The following is a 16,080-nucleotide window of genomic DNA, read 5'->3' as shown; positions in this document are numbered from 1 at the left end:
ACAAAAGCTGGAGGCGGGTGGCGGACACCGGATAACATCCCGGCTCGAAGCGCCGACCGTCCCCCGCCCCTTGCGCTGAGGGCTCTTCCCCGCACGGTGGTTTCCAGGCCCTGTCGTCACAGTGGCGCCGCGGGTCAGGCGAGCCTTTGACGACAGAGCCCGGGGGCCTTCTTCCTGGGTGCCGTCGGTCATCAGCCGAGGTGTTGCTCGTCGACAGGGTCGACGTGTGCACCCTTCGACGGTGAGGTCGGCTCGAACCGTCGCCTGTAGCGCGCGTGGACCAGGACGGCGTAGAGGACGGCGAATGCCGTCCAGGCGAGGTAGAGGCCGGGAAGACCGAGTCCGGTGTGGAGGCCGAGGAGCCATCCCAGGGGGATGAGCAGGACGTAGTCGCTGGTGACCGAAGCGATCATCAGGGCCCGGGTGTCTCCCGCGGCCCGTAGCAGGGCTCCTCGGGACATCGCCGGCACCATCGGCGCCATGCTCAGCAGCGCGAGGGGCGTTGCCCGCCAGGCCAGTTCGGCGACCGCAGGGTCGGAGGTGACCAGCGAGATCAACGGCCGGCCGAGGGTGAGCGTGAGGGTGGCGGGCACGGCGAGGAAGAGCAGGAGGAGTCGTGCCCCGCAGCGGTGCCAGGCGTCGGCCCGTTCGCGATCACCGCTGCCCAGCTCCTGCCCGGCCAGGATGGTGACGGCGGAGGCGCCCGACGCCAGGACGGTGAAGACGACGAGGAGCAGGTTGTCGACGATCCGGTACGCCGCCAGGTCGAGGGTGCCCATGCGGGCGGCGAACCCGGCCAGCAGGGCCTCGTTGAGGTAGCCGATGCCCATCGTGCTCATCTCCGGCCATCCGATCCGCCACAGCGCGCGCCGGATGTCACGCGTGTCCCCGGCCCCCGGGGCGGCTCGCGGCAGCCGGCTGCGGCCGTACAGGAGGAGGTAGCCGGTTCCTGCCGCGGTGGCGGCGAGGGTCGCGAGGGCGGCGCCGGTGACGCCGAGGTCCGCGCGGAAGATGAGGAGCAGGCCGAGGGGCAGGTTGACCAGGTTGACCAGCAGGGCGTGGTACATCGCGACCCGCGTGGCGCCGATGCCCGCACAGGCTCCTTGCAGGGTGAAGGAGACGGCGGCGAAGGGCACGGCCCAGGCGAGGACGCGCAGGTACGTGGTCCCCTGGTCGAGTACGTCGTCCGGTGCCCCGAGGAGTACGAGTACCGGTGTGGCGGCGGCGTACAGCACCGTCCCGACGGCGACGCCGGCGCCGAGCGCGGTGAACACGCCGGTACGCACGACCTGGGCGACCTCGTCGGGGCGTCCCGCGCCGTGGCGCTGGGCGACCTGGACCTGTACCGCGGTCGACCAGCCGCGGACCACGATCAGCGCGATCAGGTACACGGGGGCGGCGAGCGCGAACGCACCGAGTGCGTCCGTGGAGAGCCGGGCGAGCAGGACGGTGTCCACGATGTTGAGGGTGATCTGGGTCAGGCCCGCGATCAGCAGCGGGTAGGCGAGGTTCCAGACCCCGCGCACGCTCGGTGGCCGGTGTGCGGTCACAGGGCGGCCTGGGCGGCTTCCAGGAGTTCGGTGTCGCGGCTGAGGAGGACGAGGGTGTCGACGCGGGAGTCCTTCCAGGCGAGAATGCGGTCGACGATGGCGGGCAGCGGGCCGGGGAGGGCGACCTCGTCGAGCAGGGTGTCGGGGACCGCGGCGAACGCGTCGGCTTTGTGGCCCTTGGCGATGTGGGCGCGGATGGTGCGCGCGGGGCCCTCGTAGCCCATCTGGCAGGCGACGTCGAAGTAGGTGTTGCGTCCGCCGGGGCCGACCGCACCGATGAGGTGTGCGAACAGGGGGCGCAGCTGGTCGCGGCCTTCTTCCACGGTGCCGGCCCGGGCCACGTAGAGGATCGGGCTGATCTTCACGTCGGTGGGCTTGCGGCCGCTGAGGGCGAGGCCCTCGTCCAGGGGCGCGGTCAGCGCGGCTTCGTGTTCGGGGGCGTACATGCCGGCGAGCCAGCCGTCGCCGATCTCGCCGGTCAGGGTGACGTTGCGGGGTCCGATGGCGCCCAGGTAGAGGGGGATGTCCGGGCGCAGCGGTGTCATGTCCGACTTCACCGGGCGGGCGGTGCCGCTGGAGCCCGGGCCGCGGTAGGGGACCTGGTAGATCCGGCCGTCGTGTTCCACGCGGGTGTCGTGGGCGACGGCTTTGCGGACGATCTCGACGTACTCGCGGGTGCGGCGCAGGGGTTCGGCGTAGGGCTGCCCGTGCCAGCCCTCGACGATCCACGGGACGGAGAGGCCGAGGCCCAGTTGGAAGCGACCGCCGGAGAGCATGTCGAGGGTCATGGCGGTCATGGCCGTGGTGGTGGGGGTGCGGGCGGGGATCTGCATGATGGCCGTGCCGAGCTTGACGCGTTGGGTGACGGCGGCCAGGTAGCCGAGGATGCTCACCGCGTCGGGGCCGTACTCCTCCACGCTCCACACGGAGTCGACGCCGATCCGCTCGGCGCGGTCGACGATGGGGAGGAGTTCTTCGATCGGCTCTCCGCCGTAGCCCAGGGCCAGCCCGAGGTGCATGCAGGTGCTCCTTCTCGTGTGGGTGGAGGTGTACGCCCGGCCCGCCCGGTGTCAGGAGAACGGCAGGGGCGCGAGGATCAGGTCCGACTCGTGGGTGGGGCGGGGGATCCAGCCGCGGGTGACGGGTTCGCGGTGGAGGCGCCGGCCCCCGAGGAACGGGAAGGCGGCGGGCGCGTTGCAGGACAGGCCGGGCACGATCACGCGGGCGACGTACAGACCTGCGGTCCGGACCTGCGGGTGGGTCAGGTCCACGGCGATGGCGCGCAGTTCTTGGGCGGCCAGCAGGCCGAGGTACTCCTGCAGGCCTGCCTGCCGGCCGGCGTCGTGCGACGCGTATCCGCGGTGTTCGGTGCGGGGGGCGCGGAGGCGGTGCAGTCGGGAGTCCTGCATGCGGGGGTCGAGGTGGACCTGGACGTGGAGGCGGACGTCGTTGACGTCGCGCCAGTCCGGGCGGAAGTCCCGCAGGTAGGCGCGGTCGTTCCGGTGGCGCCGGTAGGGGCGGTGGTCGATGCGGCCGGCGCGGACGGCGGTCCAGAAGCCGCTGCCGCCCTCCAGTAGGTCCAGGGAGGTCTCGTGCATCCCGATGGCCTCGGTGAGGGCCTTGGCCGCGGCGGCCTCCGGTGTGGCGCGGCAGGCACTGCCGAAGGCGACCAGACGCCGCGCCGGATCCTCGATGAAGGCACCGACGACCGTGATGTTGAAGGTGGAGGGGATCCGCAGGAGCGTCACGCGCAGTCCGGAGGCCGCGGCCTCGCCCAGTGCGAGGGTGAGCCGCTCGTCCGCGGCCGGCGGCAGCGGGGCGGCCGGGGCGCCACTGAGCCACCACAGGGTGACCGCGTCGCGTTCCAGGACCTCGCGCAGGGCCGCGAGTCGGGCATGCTCCGGGGTCGGGCCCGCGGCCGTGCCGGCCAGGACGGGATAGTTGGTCGGCGGTTCACCGCGACGCGCACCCCGGAAGTAGTTCACGTACGCCAGGGAGGCGGGGACCAGGACCTCCTCGCCGTCACGGAGATCGCGTCCGGTCGTCCAGGCGATGGGCAGGTCGGATGTCATGGCGACGAACGGAAAGCCGCGTTGGGCGTACTGGGTGGGGGAGTACAGGGCGAACTCGCGCGGATCCACGGCCGTGCGACCGGCTGCGACCAGCTGGGTGTGGGAGGCGGTCGGCAGCGCATCGGGGACGAGATTGCCGCAGTAGCGCTCCACCGCCTCGCCCACCGCCGCTCGGCGTGCCGCCGCGTGGTCCCCGAGGGCGGCGCCGCCGGTGACGGTGTCGACCGCGGCCGACGCGGCTGCGGGGTCCGTGGACAGGTGGGCGCTGTACGAGACGCAGCTCGGCACCGTCTCCACCCGCGGACGGTCCTGGACGACTCCTCGGATCAGGCGCAGCCCGGCGTCCGCGAGCCGGTCGGTCACCTCCGCGTCCTCGGTCGTGCGTTCCGCCGGTGTTGTCCGGCCGGAAGGGGCCACAGGCATCTCCACACTCCTCGGTCCGCAGAACAGGTGATGCGCTCACGGGGCGACTTCGCCCGCAACGACATGCGGTGGGAAGCGACGCGAGGTCGCCTCCCACCGCACGGTTCAGCTGCCGCTCTGCTCTTCCTCGGTGTCCTCGCGCCACTCGAACGGCGCGTCGACCGCCGGGGTGTGGGACTTCAGGCAGCCCGATTGCGGCTCTTCCGGCTCGGCCCAGCCCGCATGCGCCATGTGCGTCCTCCTTGGGATCGGCGCAGGAGACGCTGTTGCATATCCTGCGCAATAACAAGTGACATGCGGAAATGTAGGGGCGGGGTGCGCGGCGGCTCAATACCCCCTGTGGGAGCGTGGCGCCATCCGGCCGTTCCCACTGACGGGGACGCTCGTCTTGCGCACCCGGCTGCCGTGACGGGTTCGTAGCGGATGGGTCGGGGGTGGCGGGCGACAACGCATGAGCCGTCGGCAGTGCCGATCCGCAGGCTCGGCCCGCCTCGCCCCTCCGCAGAGTCATGGAGTCCGGTTGGCTTGATTTCCTCCGTCTGCCCGATTCATGTTCGAGTGGCGTGATTCAGGAAGCACCGTGACTTGGGGGATCCCGGTGCCCGGATGCGGGGAGACCTCCGCCTCGACACGGTAGATATCGGCCAGCAGGTCCCGGGTGAGGACCTCCTCGGGTGTTCCGGTCGCGACCGCGCGGCCGCCGTCCAGCACGCAGATCCGGTCGCAGAAGGACGCGGCGAGGTTGAGGTCGTGCAGGGCGATCACGGCAGTGACTCCGACCCTCCGGACGAGCCGGAGCGCGTCGAGTTGATGGCGTAGGTCGAGGTGGTTCGTCGGCTCGTCCAGGACCATGGTCCCGGTGCGCTGGGTCAGTGCGCGGGCGATCAGGACCCGCTGCTTCTCCCCGCCCGAGAGACGGTCGAACGGGGCGTGCGCCAGGGCATCGACGTCGAGTTCCTCCAGCGAGTCCATGATGATCGCGCGGTCCTCGGCGTCGTCGCCCGCGAAGGCGCGTTTGTGCGGTGTGCGTCCCATGGCCACGACGTCGTAGACGGTGAGTTCGAAGTCGCCCGCGGACTCCTGAAGTACGGCCGCGAGGCGCTGCGCGAGGCGTTTGCCGGGCATCCGCCACACGTCCTCGCCGTCGAGCAGAATCCGTCCGGAGGTGGGGCGCAGCGCGCGGTAGAAGGTCCGCAGGAGGGTGGATTTGCCGGCGCCGTTGGGCCCTGCGAGGGCCAGCACCTCGCCGGGTGCCACGTGTAGGGAGACCCGGTCGACCAGGGCCCGGCCGTTCACCACCACGGTGACATCCTCGGCATCGAGGGTGCCGGGCTCGGGTGTCGGGCGGTCGGTCATCGCACCGCCTTGCGTCGCATGAGCCAGAGGAAGAACGGGCCGCCGACCAGGGCGGTGAGGATGCCGACGGGTATCTCCTCCGGGCTCATGAGCGTGCGCGCCCCCAGGTCGGCGGCGATCAGGAAGCTCGCGCCCAAGAGGGCGGCGGCGGGTAGCGCACGCCGGTGGTCGGCGCCGACCAGGAGGCGTACGACGTGCGGCATGATCAGCCCGACGAAGCCGATCTGGCCGCTGACGGCGACGATGGTGCCGATCATCAGGGCGACCAGGGTGAACAGGGCGCCGCGGAAGCGGTGGACGTCCAGGCCGAGCGCCGCGGCGGCTTCTTCCCCGGCCAACAGCAGATTGAGGGAACGGCACACCCCGAGCAGGACGGCCGTGCCGAGGAGCACGGCGGCTACGGGGATCCATACCGTCGTCCAGGCGGTGCCGGCGAGTCCGCCGAGCATCCAGCGCAGGGCCGACTGGGTCTTCTGCGGGTCGTTGGAGGTGACGATCAGGAAGCTGGCCACCGCGGAGAGGACCTCGGCCATGGCCACGCCCGCCAGCACCAGCCGTACGGTGGTCATCCGTCCGCCGGTGCGCGCCAGGAAGTACACCGCGACCAGCGCGGCCAGGGCTCCGCAGAATGCCGCCAGGGGCAGGGAGAACATTCCGAACAGGGTCACGTGGAAGACGAGGACCAGTACCGCGCCGACCGATGCACCCGAGGAGACGCCCAGCAGCATCGGGTCGGCCAGCGGGTTGCGGACCAGGGCCTGCAGCGCCATCCCCGACACCGACAGGCCCGCGCCCACCACACCGGCCAGCAGCACGCGGGGGAGCCGGACGTCGACGACGATCGTTTCGCGGACCGGCGTCCAGGTCGGATCGGCGAGGACCGGATGGATCCGGTGCAGCAGGATGCCCCAGACCTGGCCGGCCGGGACGTTGATGGAACCGATCGCGATGCCCGCTGTTGCCGTCGCCGCCAGCAGGATGGCCAGTGCGGCGAGCAGCAGCGAGTAGGGAACGGCCCGGCGGCGGGCTGCCCCGGACGCCGGGGTCTTCGCCGGATCGGCTACCTGTGCGGGCGCCTTGGCCGGGTCCGTGCCCATGTCCGTCACATCGGTCACTGGAATCGGTCCGGGTGGATCTGGCGGGCCAGCGACTCCACGGCCGCCGGGACGCGGACCCCGAGCACGGTCGACGACAGCGGCAGCACCGCGAACCTCTTGTCCCTGATCGCGGGGACGTCCTTGAGGGCCGGGTTGGCGAGGAGGAACTTCTTCTTGTCCTCGACCGGCTGGTCACCGTAGTCGTAGATGACGATGACGTCGGGAGCGCGCTCGGCCACCTGCTCGAACGACACGTCACCGAAGGCCTTGTCCACGTCGGCGAAGAGATTGACCCCGCCGGCCCTCTTGATCAGCTCGTTGCCGATGCCCTTGCTGCCTGCGGTGAAGGCGGTCTTGTCCCCGCTGTCGTAGACGAAGAGCTTGGTCGGGGCGACGCCGGCCAGTTCGCCGTCCACTTGGTCGAGGGTGCGGTGCAGCTTGTCCACCTGCTGCTCGGCTCGGTCCGGCACCCCGAAGATCTTGGCGAGGGTGCGGATCTCCTCGTCGATGGTGGCCATGGTCACCGGCCCGGCCGGGCACTCCTCGATGTTGAGGTGGGTGTTGATCCCGGCCTTGGTGAAGGCCGCGCGGCTGCGGCCCTCCTTCTCATCGAAGGTGGAGGCGAATCCGCCGTAGATGAAGTCCGGCTCGGCGGCCAGTAGCGTCTCGAAGGACGGGTACTCCTTCGACAGCACCTTCACGGAGTCGAAGGCGGCCCGGTATTCGGGCAGGATCCTGTCGTCGAGATAGCCGGTGCCCACCATCGACCTCTCCAGCCCGAGCGCCAGCATGACCTCCGTGGCGTGCTGGTTCAGGGATACCGCGCGCTGCGGCGGCCGCTGGTAGGTGGTCTTCACCCCGCAGTTGGTCACCGTGACGGGGAATCCCTTCGCCCCCGGTCCGTGCGAGTCGGCGCGGTCCGGGATCTTGCTGCCGCAGGCCGGGACGAGTAATACGGCGGCCACGGCCAGTAGCGCAGGCAGCGAGCGTGTGCCCCTCATGCGGTGGGTCCTCTCACCGGGTCTGTCGGATGGTCACGGAAGACCACGGAGCGATCCTCACCGGACGCGGCGGGCCCACTGATCTCCTGACTTCGGACTCCTGCAAGTTATGCGCAACTGCACGCCCCCTGCAACGAGTTGGATTGCAGAGGAGGGGCGTACGGCTGCACGGCGGGTTGTGCGCGGGAGCGTGTTCGTCGTGCGAAGAGCCGGCTTGCCCGTCGGATGGCCCCCTCGCAGCCCGCGCCGGCGACTACGCCCCGGCGACCAGAGGGCCCAGCCCGGCGAGTGTGCCCGGGAGGTCGGACGCCGGGATGCCGCCGCCCTGTGCCACCTCCGCCGAGCCGCCACCGCGCCCGCCGAGAAGGCTCTTGACCAGGTGGCCGGCTTGCAGTCCCGCCTCGCGGGCGGCGCTGTTGAGGGCGAGGACCACGGCGCCCTTGTCGCCGGTGGCCGCACCGACGGCCACCACGGCGGGCTGCCCCGCGGGGAGCCGGTCGCGTACGGCCAGTGCCAGGGCCCGGGCCTCGGCGGCGCCCCCGTCGTCCGTGGCGGTGACGACCAGGGTGCCGTTCACGTCGGTGGCCCGGTCGGCCAGTTCGGCGGCCCGGGCGCTGGTGGCCTGCTGCTTGAGGCGGGCGTTTCTCCCGGTCGGCGGCCTTGAGCCGGTCCAGGAGACCGGCGATACGCTCGGGCAACTCGGCGCGCGGGGCCCCCAGCTGCTCGGCGATCCGCGCCACCAGGTCCCGCTCGCGGGCCAGGTAACCGAAGCCCTCGATGCCGACGGCCGCTTCCAGTCGGCGCATGCCCGCGCCGACCGAGCCCTCGGAGGTGAGCGCGACCGTGCCGACCTGAGCGGAACGTTCCACGTGCGTGCCGCCGCACAGCTCGCGCGACCAGGCGCCGCCGATCTCGACGACGCGGACCTTCTCCCCGTACGTCTCGTCGAACAGGGCCAGCGCCCCGAGTTCCTTCGCCTCGGGCAGGGTCATCCACTGCACGCCGACCGGCAGGTCGCGGCGCAGCGCGCGGTTGGCGGCCTCCTCGACCTCGCCGCGTACGGTGGCGGACAGGCTGCCGCGCCAGGGGAAGTCGAGGCGGAGGTAGCCGGGCCGGTTGTAGGAGCCGGCCTGGAGGGCGGTGGGGCCGAGGACCTCGCGCAGGGCGGCGTGCAGGACGTGGGTGCCGGAGTGGGCCTGGCGGGCGCCGAGCCGCCATTCGGCGTCGACGGCCGCGTGCACGGTGTCGCCCGGGGCGAGCTCGCCGGCCGTGATGCGGACCTGGTGGGCGACGAGCCCGGGCAGGGGCCGCTGGACGTCGAGGACTTCGGCCTCCACCGAGGTGCCGGAAAGCAGTCCGGCGTCGCTGTCCTGGCCGCCGGACTCGGCATAGAACGGCGTACGGTCCAGGACGACGGTGACGAGGTCACCCGTACGGGCCGCCGGCACCGGACCGGCCGGTCCGAGCAGCGCGAGGACTCGGGACTCGGTCTCCAGGGTGTCCCAGGCCCGCCAGTCGGTGGGCCCGTGCGCGTCGAGGACCGTGCGCAGGGCCGTGGTGTCGACGGCCCCGCCGGCCTTGCGGGCCCGGGCGTCGGCGCGGGCCCGCTCGCGCTGGGCGTTCATCAGGGCGGTGAAGCCCTCACGGTCGACCTCGACACCCTGCTCGGCGGCCATCTCCAGGGTGAGGTCGATGGGGAAGCCGTACGTGTCGTGAAGCAGGAACGCCTTCGCGCCGGGCAGTGACCGCCCGCCGTCGGCCTTGACCTGGGCGACGGCCGTGTCGAGGACGGTGGTGCCCTGCTTGAGGGTGGCCCGGAAGGCGTCCTCCTCGGCGCCGGCCTGGTCGGTGATCCGCGCGAACGATTCCGCGACCTCCGGATAGCTCGGCGCCATGCAGTCACGGGCCACCGGCAGCAGCTCGGCCAGCGCCAGGTCCTCGTAGCCCAGCAGCCGCATGGAGCGGACGGCGCGGCGCAGGATCCGGCGCAGCACATAGCCGCGGCCCTCGTTGCCCGGGGCGGTGCCGTCGGCGAGGAGCATCAGGGCGGTGCGTACGTGGTCGGCGACGACCCGCAGCCGGACATCGGCCTCGGCGTCGGCCCCGTACCGCACCCCGGCGAGGTCGGCAGCCCGCTGCAGGACGGGGCGGGTCTCGTCGATCTCGTAGAGGTTGTCGACGCCTTGGAGCAGGGTGGCCATGCGCTCCAGGCCCATGCCGGTGTCGATGTTGCGGCGCGGAAGCTCGCCGAGGATCGGGTAGCCGGTCTTGCCGCTGCCCTCGCCGCGCTCGTACTGCATGAAGACGAGGTTCCAGAACTCCATGTAGCGGTCCTCGTCGACCGCCGGCCCGCCTTCGCGGCCGAGGGCCGGGCCGCGGTCGTAGTACAGCTCCGAGCAGGGTCCGCACGGGCCGGGGACGCCCATGGACCAGAAGTTGTCCTCGTCGCCGCGCTCCACGATCCGCGCGTCGGGCAGGCCTGCGATGCGCCGCCACATGCCGCGGGCGTCGGTGTCGGAGTGGTGGACGGTCACCCAGATCCTGTCCGGGTCCAAGCCGTAGCCGCCGTCGGCCTGTGCCTTGGTGGACAGGTCCCAGGCGTACGCGATGGCCTCTTCCTTGAAGTAGTCCCCGAAGGAGAAGTTGCCGTTCATCTGGAAGAAGGAGCCGTGCCGGGTGGTGCGGCCGACCTCCTCGATGTCCAGGGTCCGGACGCACTTCTGCACGCTCGTCGCCCGCTCCCACGGGGCCGTCACCTCACCGGTGAGGTACGGCTTGAAAGGCACCATGCCCGCGTTGACGAACAGCAGCGTCGGGTCGGGCGTCGGCAGCGGGGCGCTGGGGACCACGGTGTGGCCCCGGGCGGCGAAGTGGTCCAGGAAACGCTGGCGGATGTCGGCGGTACGCATGGCGGTGCTGCTCCGATGGTCGGTCGTCAGATGGGCAGGGGGGCGGCCGTGCGGGCCGGGTGTCGGGGGCCGAGGAAAGCCGCGTGACCGGCTCCCCCGGGTGTGGGGTGGGTGGCCTGGCTCCAGCCGAGCCACCGGTAGAAGCCGGTGGCAGCCTGCGTCCGTACGGGAGCCATCAGCCGGCACCGCCCGTCATCGGCGGAACGCGCAGCTCGATCCCCGTCGCCGCACACCGCTCCTCCGCCAGGGCCCTGACCCGCGAGTTCGCGGCCACGCCGCCGACCACGATCAGCGTCGTCACGTCGTCGGCGCGGCAGGCCGCCGGCGCCTTGCGGGTCAGCACATCCGCGACGGCCATCGGGTCGCCGGCGCGCGGCCCGGTCGATGGCGGGCCCGCCGGGATACGGCAGGCCCAGGATCCGGGCGACCTTGTCGAAGCACTCGCCGGCCGCGTCGTCGAGGTGTCCCCGAGGTGCAGGATCGGCTCGCGCACGAGATCGCGCGCGAGATCGCGTACGAGGAGCAGCGAGGTGCGGCCGCCGGGGACGATCAGCACCACGTACGGCTGGGAGCTCACCACAGCACCCCTCTTCCCGCCTGAGTGACGTTATTGCGACCTCTTCGCAATAAGGATAGGGCACGGCTCTCGGTGGCGACGGGCGTGTTTCCGCTGGTCAAAGTCTGACCGCCGCTTTACTGCACATATGTTGCAAGTACTCGACGGGCGCAGAAGGGTACTGGTAGGGCCTGACCGCACCAGGCTGTGCTGTCCGAGGAAGGTCGTTCGCCCGTGGTCACCACATCCGGCCCCCGGGGCCGTGTCCGTCGCATCCGTCATTCCCTGACCCGCAGGGAATGGGCCGGCCTGGGCGGGATGGCGGTCTTCATCCTGGCGCTCCACCTCATCGGCTGGTTCACGCTCATCGCGATCGTGACACCGGAGCACTACAGCATCGGTGCGCAGACCTTCGGCATCGGGATCGGCGTGACCGCGTACACCCTCGGGATGCGGCACGCCTTCGACGCCGACCACATCGCGGCCATCGACAACACCACCCGCAAGCTCATGAACGACGGGCAGCGCCCGCTGTCGGTGGGCTTCTGGTTCTCCCTGGGGCACTCCACGATCGTCTTCGGCCTGGCCGTCCTGCTCTCCCTCGGGATCAAAGCGCTGGCCGGGCCGGTCCGCGACGATGATTCCGAGCTCCACAACGTCACCGGGCTGATCGGGACCAGCGTCTCGGCGACGTTCCTCTACGTGATCGCCGCGATCAACCTCGTCATCCTGGCCGGCATCTGGAGGGTCTTCCGCCAGATGCGTTCCGGTGCGTACGACGAGGCCACCTTGGAAAAGCACCTGGACAACCGCGGCCTCATGAACCGGCTCCTCGGCCGCACCATGAAGTCGATCACCAAGCCCTGGCAGATGTACCCGCTCGGCCTGCTCTTCGGCCTCGGCTTCGACACCGCCACCGAGATCGCCCTGCTCGTCCTCGCAGGCTCGGGCGCAGCATCCGGACTGCCCTGGTACGCGATCCTCTGCCTGCCCGTCCTCTTCGCCGCAGGGATGTCCTTGCTCGACACGATCGACGGCTCGTTCATGAACTTCGCCTACGGCTGGGCCTTCTCCAAGCCGGTCCGCAAGGTCTACTACAACCTCACCGTCACAGGCCTGTCAGTGGCCGTGGCCCTCATCATCGGCACCGTCGAGGTCCTCGGTCTCCTCGCCGAGAAGCTCGACCTCCACGGCCCCTTCTGGGACTGGGCCGGCGGTCTGGACCTCAACACCATCGGCTTCGTCATCGTCGGCCTGTTCTTCGTCACCTGGATCCTGGCGCTGGTGACGTGGAAGTACGGCCGTATCGAAGAGAAATGGACCGCCCACCTCCAACCTGCCGGAGAGGCAGCTCCGCAGGGGGAAGCCGAGTAGAGGGAAGTGAGGACGTCGGCCGGGCATCCGCGGCATATCAGGCGTGCGAACCGGTCACGGGGCTCTCCGGTGAGGCGGCGGCATGCCCGTGGCCTCTGGTTCCTGCGGGGTTGAAGCGGATGGGGGCTTGGAAGCGGGCCTTGCGGGCCGCTCGGCGGAAGGTGGTCAGAACCGCGGGGCCGGCCAGGCAGATGCAGATGAAGTTGGTGACGGCGCGGCCGGTGTCCCAGCCCAGGGACGTGGCCAGGTCGAAGGCCAGGTACCGCTGGAACTGCTCGGTGAAGGGGAGGCCGGGCAGGTAGGCGATCGAGCTGTTGGGGTCGAGGGAGAAGGGCCAGAAGGAGAGGTTGAGGAGGAAGCCGAAGAGGTAGCCGGAGACCGATCCGTACACGGCGAGCAGGGCGATCTCCTTGCGACCGCCGGCCCTGGGGAGGAAGCCGGCGAGCATGCCGACGAAGGCGCAGCCGAACATCTGGTACGGCATCCAGGGTCCGACCCCGCCGGTGATCAACGCGGAGGCGAAGAGCGAGGTGCAGCCCAGGGTGAACCCGAAGCCGGGGCCGTAGACGCGCCCGGCGAGGACGAGGATGAAGAAGACCGTCTCGATGCCGGCCGTGCCCGCGCCCAGGGGGCGGATCGCGGCGTTCACCGCGGACAGCACGCCCAGCATGGCCAGGGCCTTGGAGCTGATCCCGCCCTCGGCGATCTCCGAGATGACCACACACAGCACGATGACCAGCAGGACCCCGAAGATCAGGGGCGGCGCGTAGTTGGAGCCGAACTTCCCCGGCGCCACCAGGAACGGCCAGAAGAAGGCGACGATCCCCAGGAAGGCCGCCATGGCGATGACGATCCCGGCGCGCGCGTTGATGCGGATGGCAGCGGTGCGTGCGGCCATGGTCATGAGGCGGGGTCCGTCTCTTCGTCGGGGAGGGCGGAAGTCACCTGGGCGACCGTGAGGTAGGGGAGCGGGGAGAGGATTTTGGCGGTCTGCGGGGCGAAGACGGGGGAGGCGACGATGACTTCGGTGGTGGGCCCGTCGGCGACGATGTCGCCCTCGGCCATGACGACGACCCGGTCGGCGGCGCGGGCGACGAACTCGACGTCGTGCGTGGAGATGACGACCGCACGTCCTTGCGCCGCGAGGCCGTCGACGATGGTGATGAGCTGTTCCTTGGCCCGGTAGTCGAGGCCGCGGGTGGGTTCGTCGAGGAGCACCACCCGGGGGGCCGCCGACAGCTGGATGGCGAGGACGAGGGCGAGTTTCTGGCCCTCGGACAGGTCGCGGGGTGGGTGGCGTCGTTGATGCCGGGCGCGAGGCGGTCGAGGATCTCGCGTGCGGTCGGCGCGTCGGCGCCGACCTCGGATTCGGTATCGGCCTGGTCGAGTTCCTGCTTGACGCTCTCCAGGTAGAGGAGGTCGGTGGGCGTCTGTGGGACCAGGCCGACGAGGCGGCGGGCCTCGGCGGCGGACAGTTTCTGCGGGTCGGTGTCCTTGCCCCCGTCGGTGGAGGAGATGTGCACCGTGCCGGCCTTGCGGGGTCCGGAGCCCTGGAGCGCCCACAGCAGGGAGGACTTGCCCGAGCCGTTGCGGCCCATGAGCGCGGTGATCTCCCCGCCCCGGAGGGCGAGGTCTGCCGCGCGGACAGCCGGGACACCCTGGTAGGTCACCGTCACTCCGCGGGCCTTGAGCAGTCCGGGGCGGTCGGCCTGTGGCGCGGGCCGCACCGGCGGGGGAACCGCATCGGCCAGCCGGGTGCGCAGGGGTGCGGCGGCGCGGCGGGCGTCGCGGATCGAGAGCGGCAGCGGGTCCCAGCCCGCCGCACGGCCCAACCGCACGATCGGCGGCGCGATGGACGAGGTACGGAAGATCTCGGCGGGCGGACCGGACACCACGCGCCCGTCGCCGGGCAGGTGGATGACGCGGTCGGCGTACTGGACGACGCGCTCCAGGCGGTGTTCGGCGAGCAGTACGGTGACGCCGAGGTCGTGAACGAGGCGGGTGACCGCAGCCAGGACCTCCTCCGCGGCCGTCGGGTCCAGGGCCGAGGTCGGCTCGTCCAGGACGAGGACACGGGGATGCGCGGTGAGGACGGAGCCGATCGCGACCCGCTGCTGCTGGCCGCCCGAGAGTTCGTGCAGGGCCCGGTGACGGAGGTCGGCGAGGCCCAGGAGGTCGAGGGTCTCCTCGACGCGCTTGCGCATGGTGGCGGGCGGCACCGCCAATTGCTCCATGGCGTAGGCGAGTTCCTCCTCGACGGTGTCGGTGACGAAACCGTCGAGGGGGTCCTGTCCGACGACTCCGACCACGTCGGCGAGTTCGCGGGGCGGGTGCTCGGCCGTGTCACGGCCGTCGACGAGGACGCGGCCGTGGAGAGTGCCTCCGGTGAAATGCGGGACGAGCCCGTTGACCGCGCCGAGGAGGGTGGACTTGCCGACGCCGGTGTGACCGACGACCAGGCACAATTCGCCTTCCTCGACGGTGAGGTTCACGTCGCGCAGGACCGGTTCGGCCGTGTCCTCGTACTGGACGGTGACCTGGTCGAAGTGGATCACTTGGGTTCCTCGGTGCGCTGTGCGGGAACGGCCGGCCGGGCGGTGGCCGTCGGGGGTGGTGCCAGGAATCCGGCCGTGCCGGCGAGGAGGATCGCCGCCGCCGGTACGAGCGGCAGGGTCGGCCAGCTGAGTGGGTAGATGGAGGGGTTGAGCTCGGCGGCGTTGAAGCCCGCATTGCTGAACAGCAGGACGGCGGAGAGCACCCCGCAGCCGGCGACCGCCCATTCCGCGGCTCGCCACGGGTCGGGCCGGTAGGTGGTACGGGTGATGCGGCGCCCGCCGAGCCGGAGCCCGGCGAAGCACAGCAGGGCGCCCGCTGCCATCGCGGGGAGCCCCAGCAGCTTCGGGGCGGTCGCGTCGAGGAGTCCGTAGGCCCCGGCGCACAGACCGCACATGCCGAGCAGCATGAGCGCACCGGTCAGGCGGCGGGAGCGGCGGGTTGCGGTGCCGGCGCGGCCGTAGCCGCGGGAATCCATGGCGGCCGCGAGGCGCAGCGACCGTTCCAGGGCGTCTTCGAGTACGGGGACGATGATCCCGCGCAGGGCGCGCAGCCCCTTGGAGCGGCCGGCCCGCAGCCGCCGCGCGCGGTGGACTCGCTGGACGCTCGCCACCAGCTGCGGGGCGACGCTGATGGAGACGGTGACCGCGACACCCAGTTCGTACAGGGCACCGGGCAGGACGCGCAGGGCCCGCTTCGGGTTGGCGAGGGTGTTGGCGGCGCCGATGCAGCACAGCATGCAGGCGAGGCGGAGTCCGTCGGTGGCGGCGGAGAGCAGCGCTTCGAGGGAGACCGGGCCGCCGAGTTGGATGCCCGCGTACCAGTCGGGGGTCGGGATGTGGGGGAGCGAGAAGAGGAAGTGGTCCCGGGGGGTGATGCCGGTGGCGAAGATCGCACGGAAGGTCACCCGGATCGCCACGACCGTGAGGGCGAGGTACAGGTAGTACTTGAAGCCGCGCGCCCAGGGGGCCTCGGTGCGGCGCATGGTGATGACGTACCCGAGGACCGCGAGGACGAGGAACAGCAGCAGCGGGTTGTTGGTGCGGCTCACCGCGGTGGCCAGGGCGAGCGCCCAGATCCACCAGGCGACGGGGTGCAGGGTGCGGGGCAGACGGCGGCCGCCCACGTCCGGCGCGAGGCCGGACACGGGCGGCTCGACCGCGGCTGTCGTGGCGGTGCGTGACACGCG

At 71.3% G+C, this 16,080-nt stretch carries 11 protein-coding genes and 3 pseudogenes; 1 reads left to right on the top strand and 13 read right to left on the bottom strand.

Translation table 11 applies throughout. The annotated features are described in order from the left end of the window. Positions 1–191 precede the first annotated feature (191 nt). The 10 genes and pseudogenes from ACQEVM_RS18120 to ACQEVM_RS18075 form a co-directional block, all read right to left on the bottom strand. Positions 192–1,550, bottom strand: a complete 1,359-nt coding sequence (locus tag ACQEVM_RS18120) for an MATE family efflux transporter (RefSeq protein WP_433080267.1) — start codon at positions 1,548–1,550, stop codon at positions 192–194. Continuing rightward, positions 1,547–2,569 (bottom strand): LLM class flavin-dependent oxidoreductase, encoded by a 1,023-nt coding sequence (locus ACQEVM_RS18115; protein WP_433080265.1) that lies wholly within the window; start codon positions 2,567–2,569, stop codon positions 1,547–1,549. Before ACQEVM_RS18115 ends, ACQEVM_RS18120 begins: the two co-directional genes overlap by 4 nt. Positions 2,570–2,620: 51 nt before the next feature. Beyond that, the gene (locus ACQEVM_RS18110; RefSeq protein ID WP_433080263.1) at positions 2,621–4,045 is read right to left on the bottom strand and encodes a YcaO-like family protein; all 1,425 of its coding nucleotides are present in this window, start codon (positions 4,043–4,045) and stop codon (positions 2,621–2,623) included. A gap of 105 nt (positions 4,046–4,150) precedes the next feature. Continuing rightward, entirely contained in the window at positions 4,151–4,276 is a 126-nt protein-coding gene (locus ACQEVM_RS18105) for a hypothetical protein (protein ID WP_433080261.1), read from the bottom strand. Between the two features lie 276 nt (positions 4,277–4,552). Then, on the bottom strand, positions 4,553–5,401 hold the full coding sequence (locus tag ACQEVM_RS18100) for an ABC transporter ATP-binding protein (protein WP_433080259.1): 849 nt from the start codon (positions 5,399–5,401) through the stop codon (positions 4,553–4,555). Continuing rightward, positions 5,398–6,498 carry a FecCD family ABC transporter permease gene (locus ACQEVM_RS18095; protein WP_433085247.1) on the bottom strand — a complete coding sequence of 367 codons (1,101 nt, stop codon included), beginning with the start codon at positions 6,496–6,498 and terminating at the stop codon, positions 5,398–5,400. The genes ACQEVM_RS18100 and ACQEVM_RS18095 overlap by 4 nt, the downstream gene beginning before the upstream one ends. Positions 6,499–6,512: 14 nt before the next feature. Beyond that, positions 6,513–7,499 carry an ABC transporter substrate-binding protein gene (locus tag ACQEVM_RS18090; RefSeq protein ID WP_433080257.1) on the bottom strand — a complete coding sequence of 329 codons (987 nt, stop codon included), beginning with the start codon at positions 7,497–7,499 and terminating at the stop codon, positions 6,513–6,515. Positions 7,500–7,752: 253 nt separating this feature from the next. Next, a pseudogene (gene alaS, locus ACQEVM_RS18085) lies at positions 7,753–10,408 on the bottom strand (alanine--tRNA ligase). Positions 10,409–10,434: 26 nt separating this feature from the next. Next, on the bottom strand, positions 10,435–10,584 hold the full coding sequence (locus ACQEVM_RS18080; protein ID WP_433080255.1) for a hypothetical protein: 150 nt from the start codon (positions 10,582–10,584) through the stop codon (positions 10,435–10,437). Positions 10,585–10,601: 17 nt separating this feature from the next. Then, positions 10,602–10,973, bottom strand: a pseudogene (locus ACQEVM_RS18075) (tRNA (adenosine(37)-N6)-threonylcarbamoyltransferase complex transferase subunit TsaD); the annotation flags it as partial. A 225-nt stretch (positions 10,974–11,198) separates the two neighbouring features. Between ACQEVM_RS18075 and ACQEVM_RS18070 the strand changes: the two are divergent. Next, positions 11,199–12,338 carry a HoxN/HupN/NixA family nickel/cobalt transporter gene (locus ACQEVM_RS18070; protein ID WP_433080253.1) on the top strand — a complete coding sequence of 380 codons (1,140 nt, stop codon included), beginning with the start codon at positions 11,199–11,201 and terminating at the stop codon, positions 12,336–12,338. Positions 12,339–12,375: 37 nt separating this feature from the next. Here ACQEVM_RS18070 and ACQEVM_RS18065 read toward each other — a convergent pair whose 3' ends face one another. The 3 genes and pseudogenes from ACQEVM_RS18065 to ACQEVM_RS18055 all read right to left on the bottom strand — a co-directional run bounded on the left by ACQEVM_RS18065 (position 12,376) and on the right by ACQEVM_RS18055 (position 16,077). Then, complete coding sequence (locus tag ACQEVM_RS18065) at positions 12,376–13,236, bottom strand: ECF transporter S component (RefSeq protein ID WP_433085245.1); 861 nt, start codon at positions 13,234–13,236, stop codon at positions 12,376–12,378. Between the two features lie 2 nt (positions 13,237–13,238). Continuing rightward, a pseudogene (locus ACQEVM_RS18060) lies at positions 13,239–14,893 on the bottom strand (ABC transporter ATP-binding protein). Beyond that, positions 14,890–16,077, bottom strand: a complete 1,188-nt coding sequence (locus ACQEVM_RS18055; RefSeq protein WP_433080251.1) for an energy-coupling factor transporter transmembrane component T — start codon at positions 16,075–16,077, stop codon at positions 14,890–14,892. Before ACQEVM_RS18055 ends, ACQEVM_RS18060 begins: the two are co-directional and overlap by 4 nt. Positions 16,078–16,080: the final 3 nt, after the last annotated feature.

Origin of the sequence: Streptomyces sp. CA-243310 (genome assembly GCF_050936775.1) — a bacterium.
GTDB lineage: Bacteria > Actinomycetota > Actinomycetes > Streptomycetales > Streptomycetaceae > Streptomyces.
Note: the sequence above shows the minus strand (reverse complement) of the source record. Positions and strands in the feature narration are given on the sequence as shown.

What these genes read in the sequence shown, in the direction of transcription:
- ACQEVM_RS18115 (WP_433080265.1), bottom strand. Translation starts at nt 2,569, where the DNA reads ATGCACCTCGGGCTGGCCCTGGGCTACGGCGGAGAGCCGATCGAAGAA.
- ACQEVM_RS18110 (WP_433080263.1), bottom strand. Translation starts at nt 4,045, where the DNA reads ATGCCTGTGGCCCCTTCCGGCCGGACAACACCGGCGGAACGCACGACC.
- ACQEVM_RS18105 (WP_433080261.1), bottom strand. Translation starts at nt 4,276, where the DNA reads ATGGCGCATGCGGGCTGGGCCGAGCCGGAAGAGCCGCAATCGGGCTGC.
- ACQEVM_RS18100 (WP_433080259.1), bottom strand. Translation starts at nt 5,401, where the DNA reads ATGACCGACCGCCCGACACCCGAGCCCGGCACCCTCGATGCCGAGGAT.
- ACQEVM_RS18095 (WP_433085247.1), bottom strand. Translation starts at nt 6,498, where the DNA reads ATGGGCACGGACCCGGCCAAGGCGCCCGCACAGGTAGCCGATCCGGCG.
- ACQEVM_RS18090 (WP_433080257.1), bottom strand. Translation starts at nt 7,499, where the DNA reads ATGAGGGGCACACGCTCGCTGCCTGCGCTACTGGCCGTGGCCGCCGTA.
- ACQEVM_RS18080 (WP_433080255.1), bottom strand. Translation starts at nt 10,584, where the DNA reads ATGGCTCCCGTACGGACGCAGGCTGCCACCGGCTTCTACCGGTGGCTC.
- ACQEVM_RS18065 (WP_433085245.1), bottom strand. Translation starts at nt 13,236, where the DNA reads ATGGCCGCACGCACCGCTGCCATCCGCATCAACGCGCGCGCCGGGATC.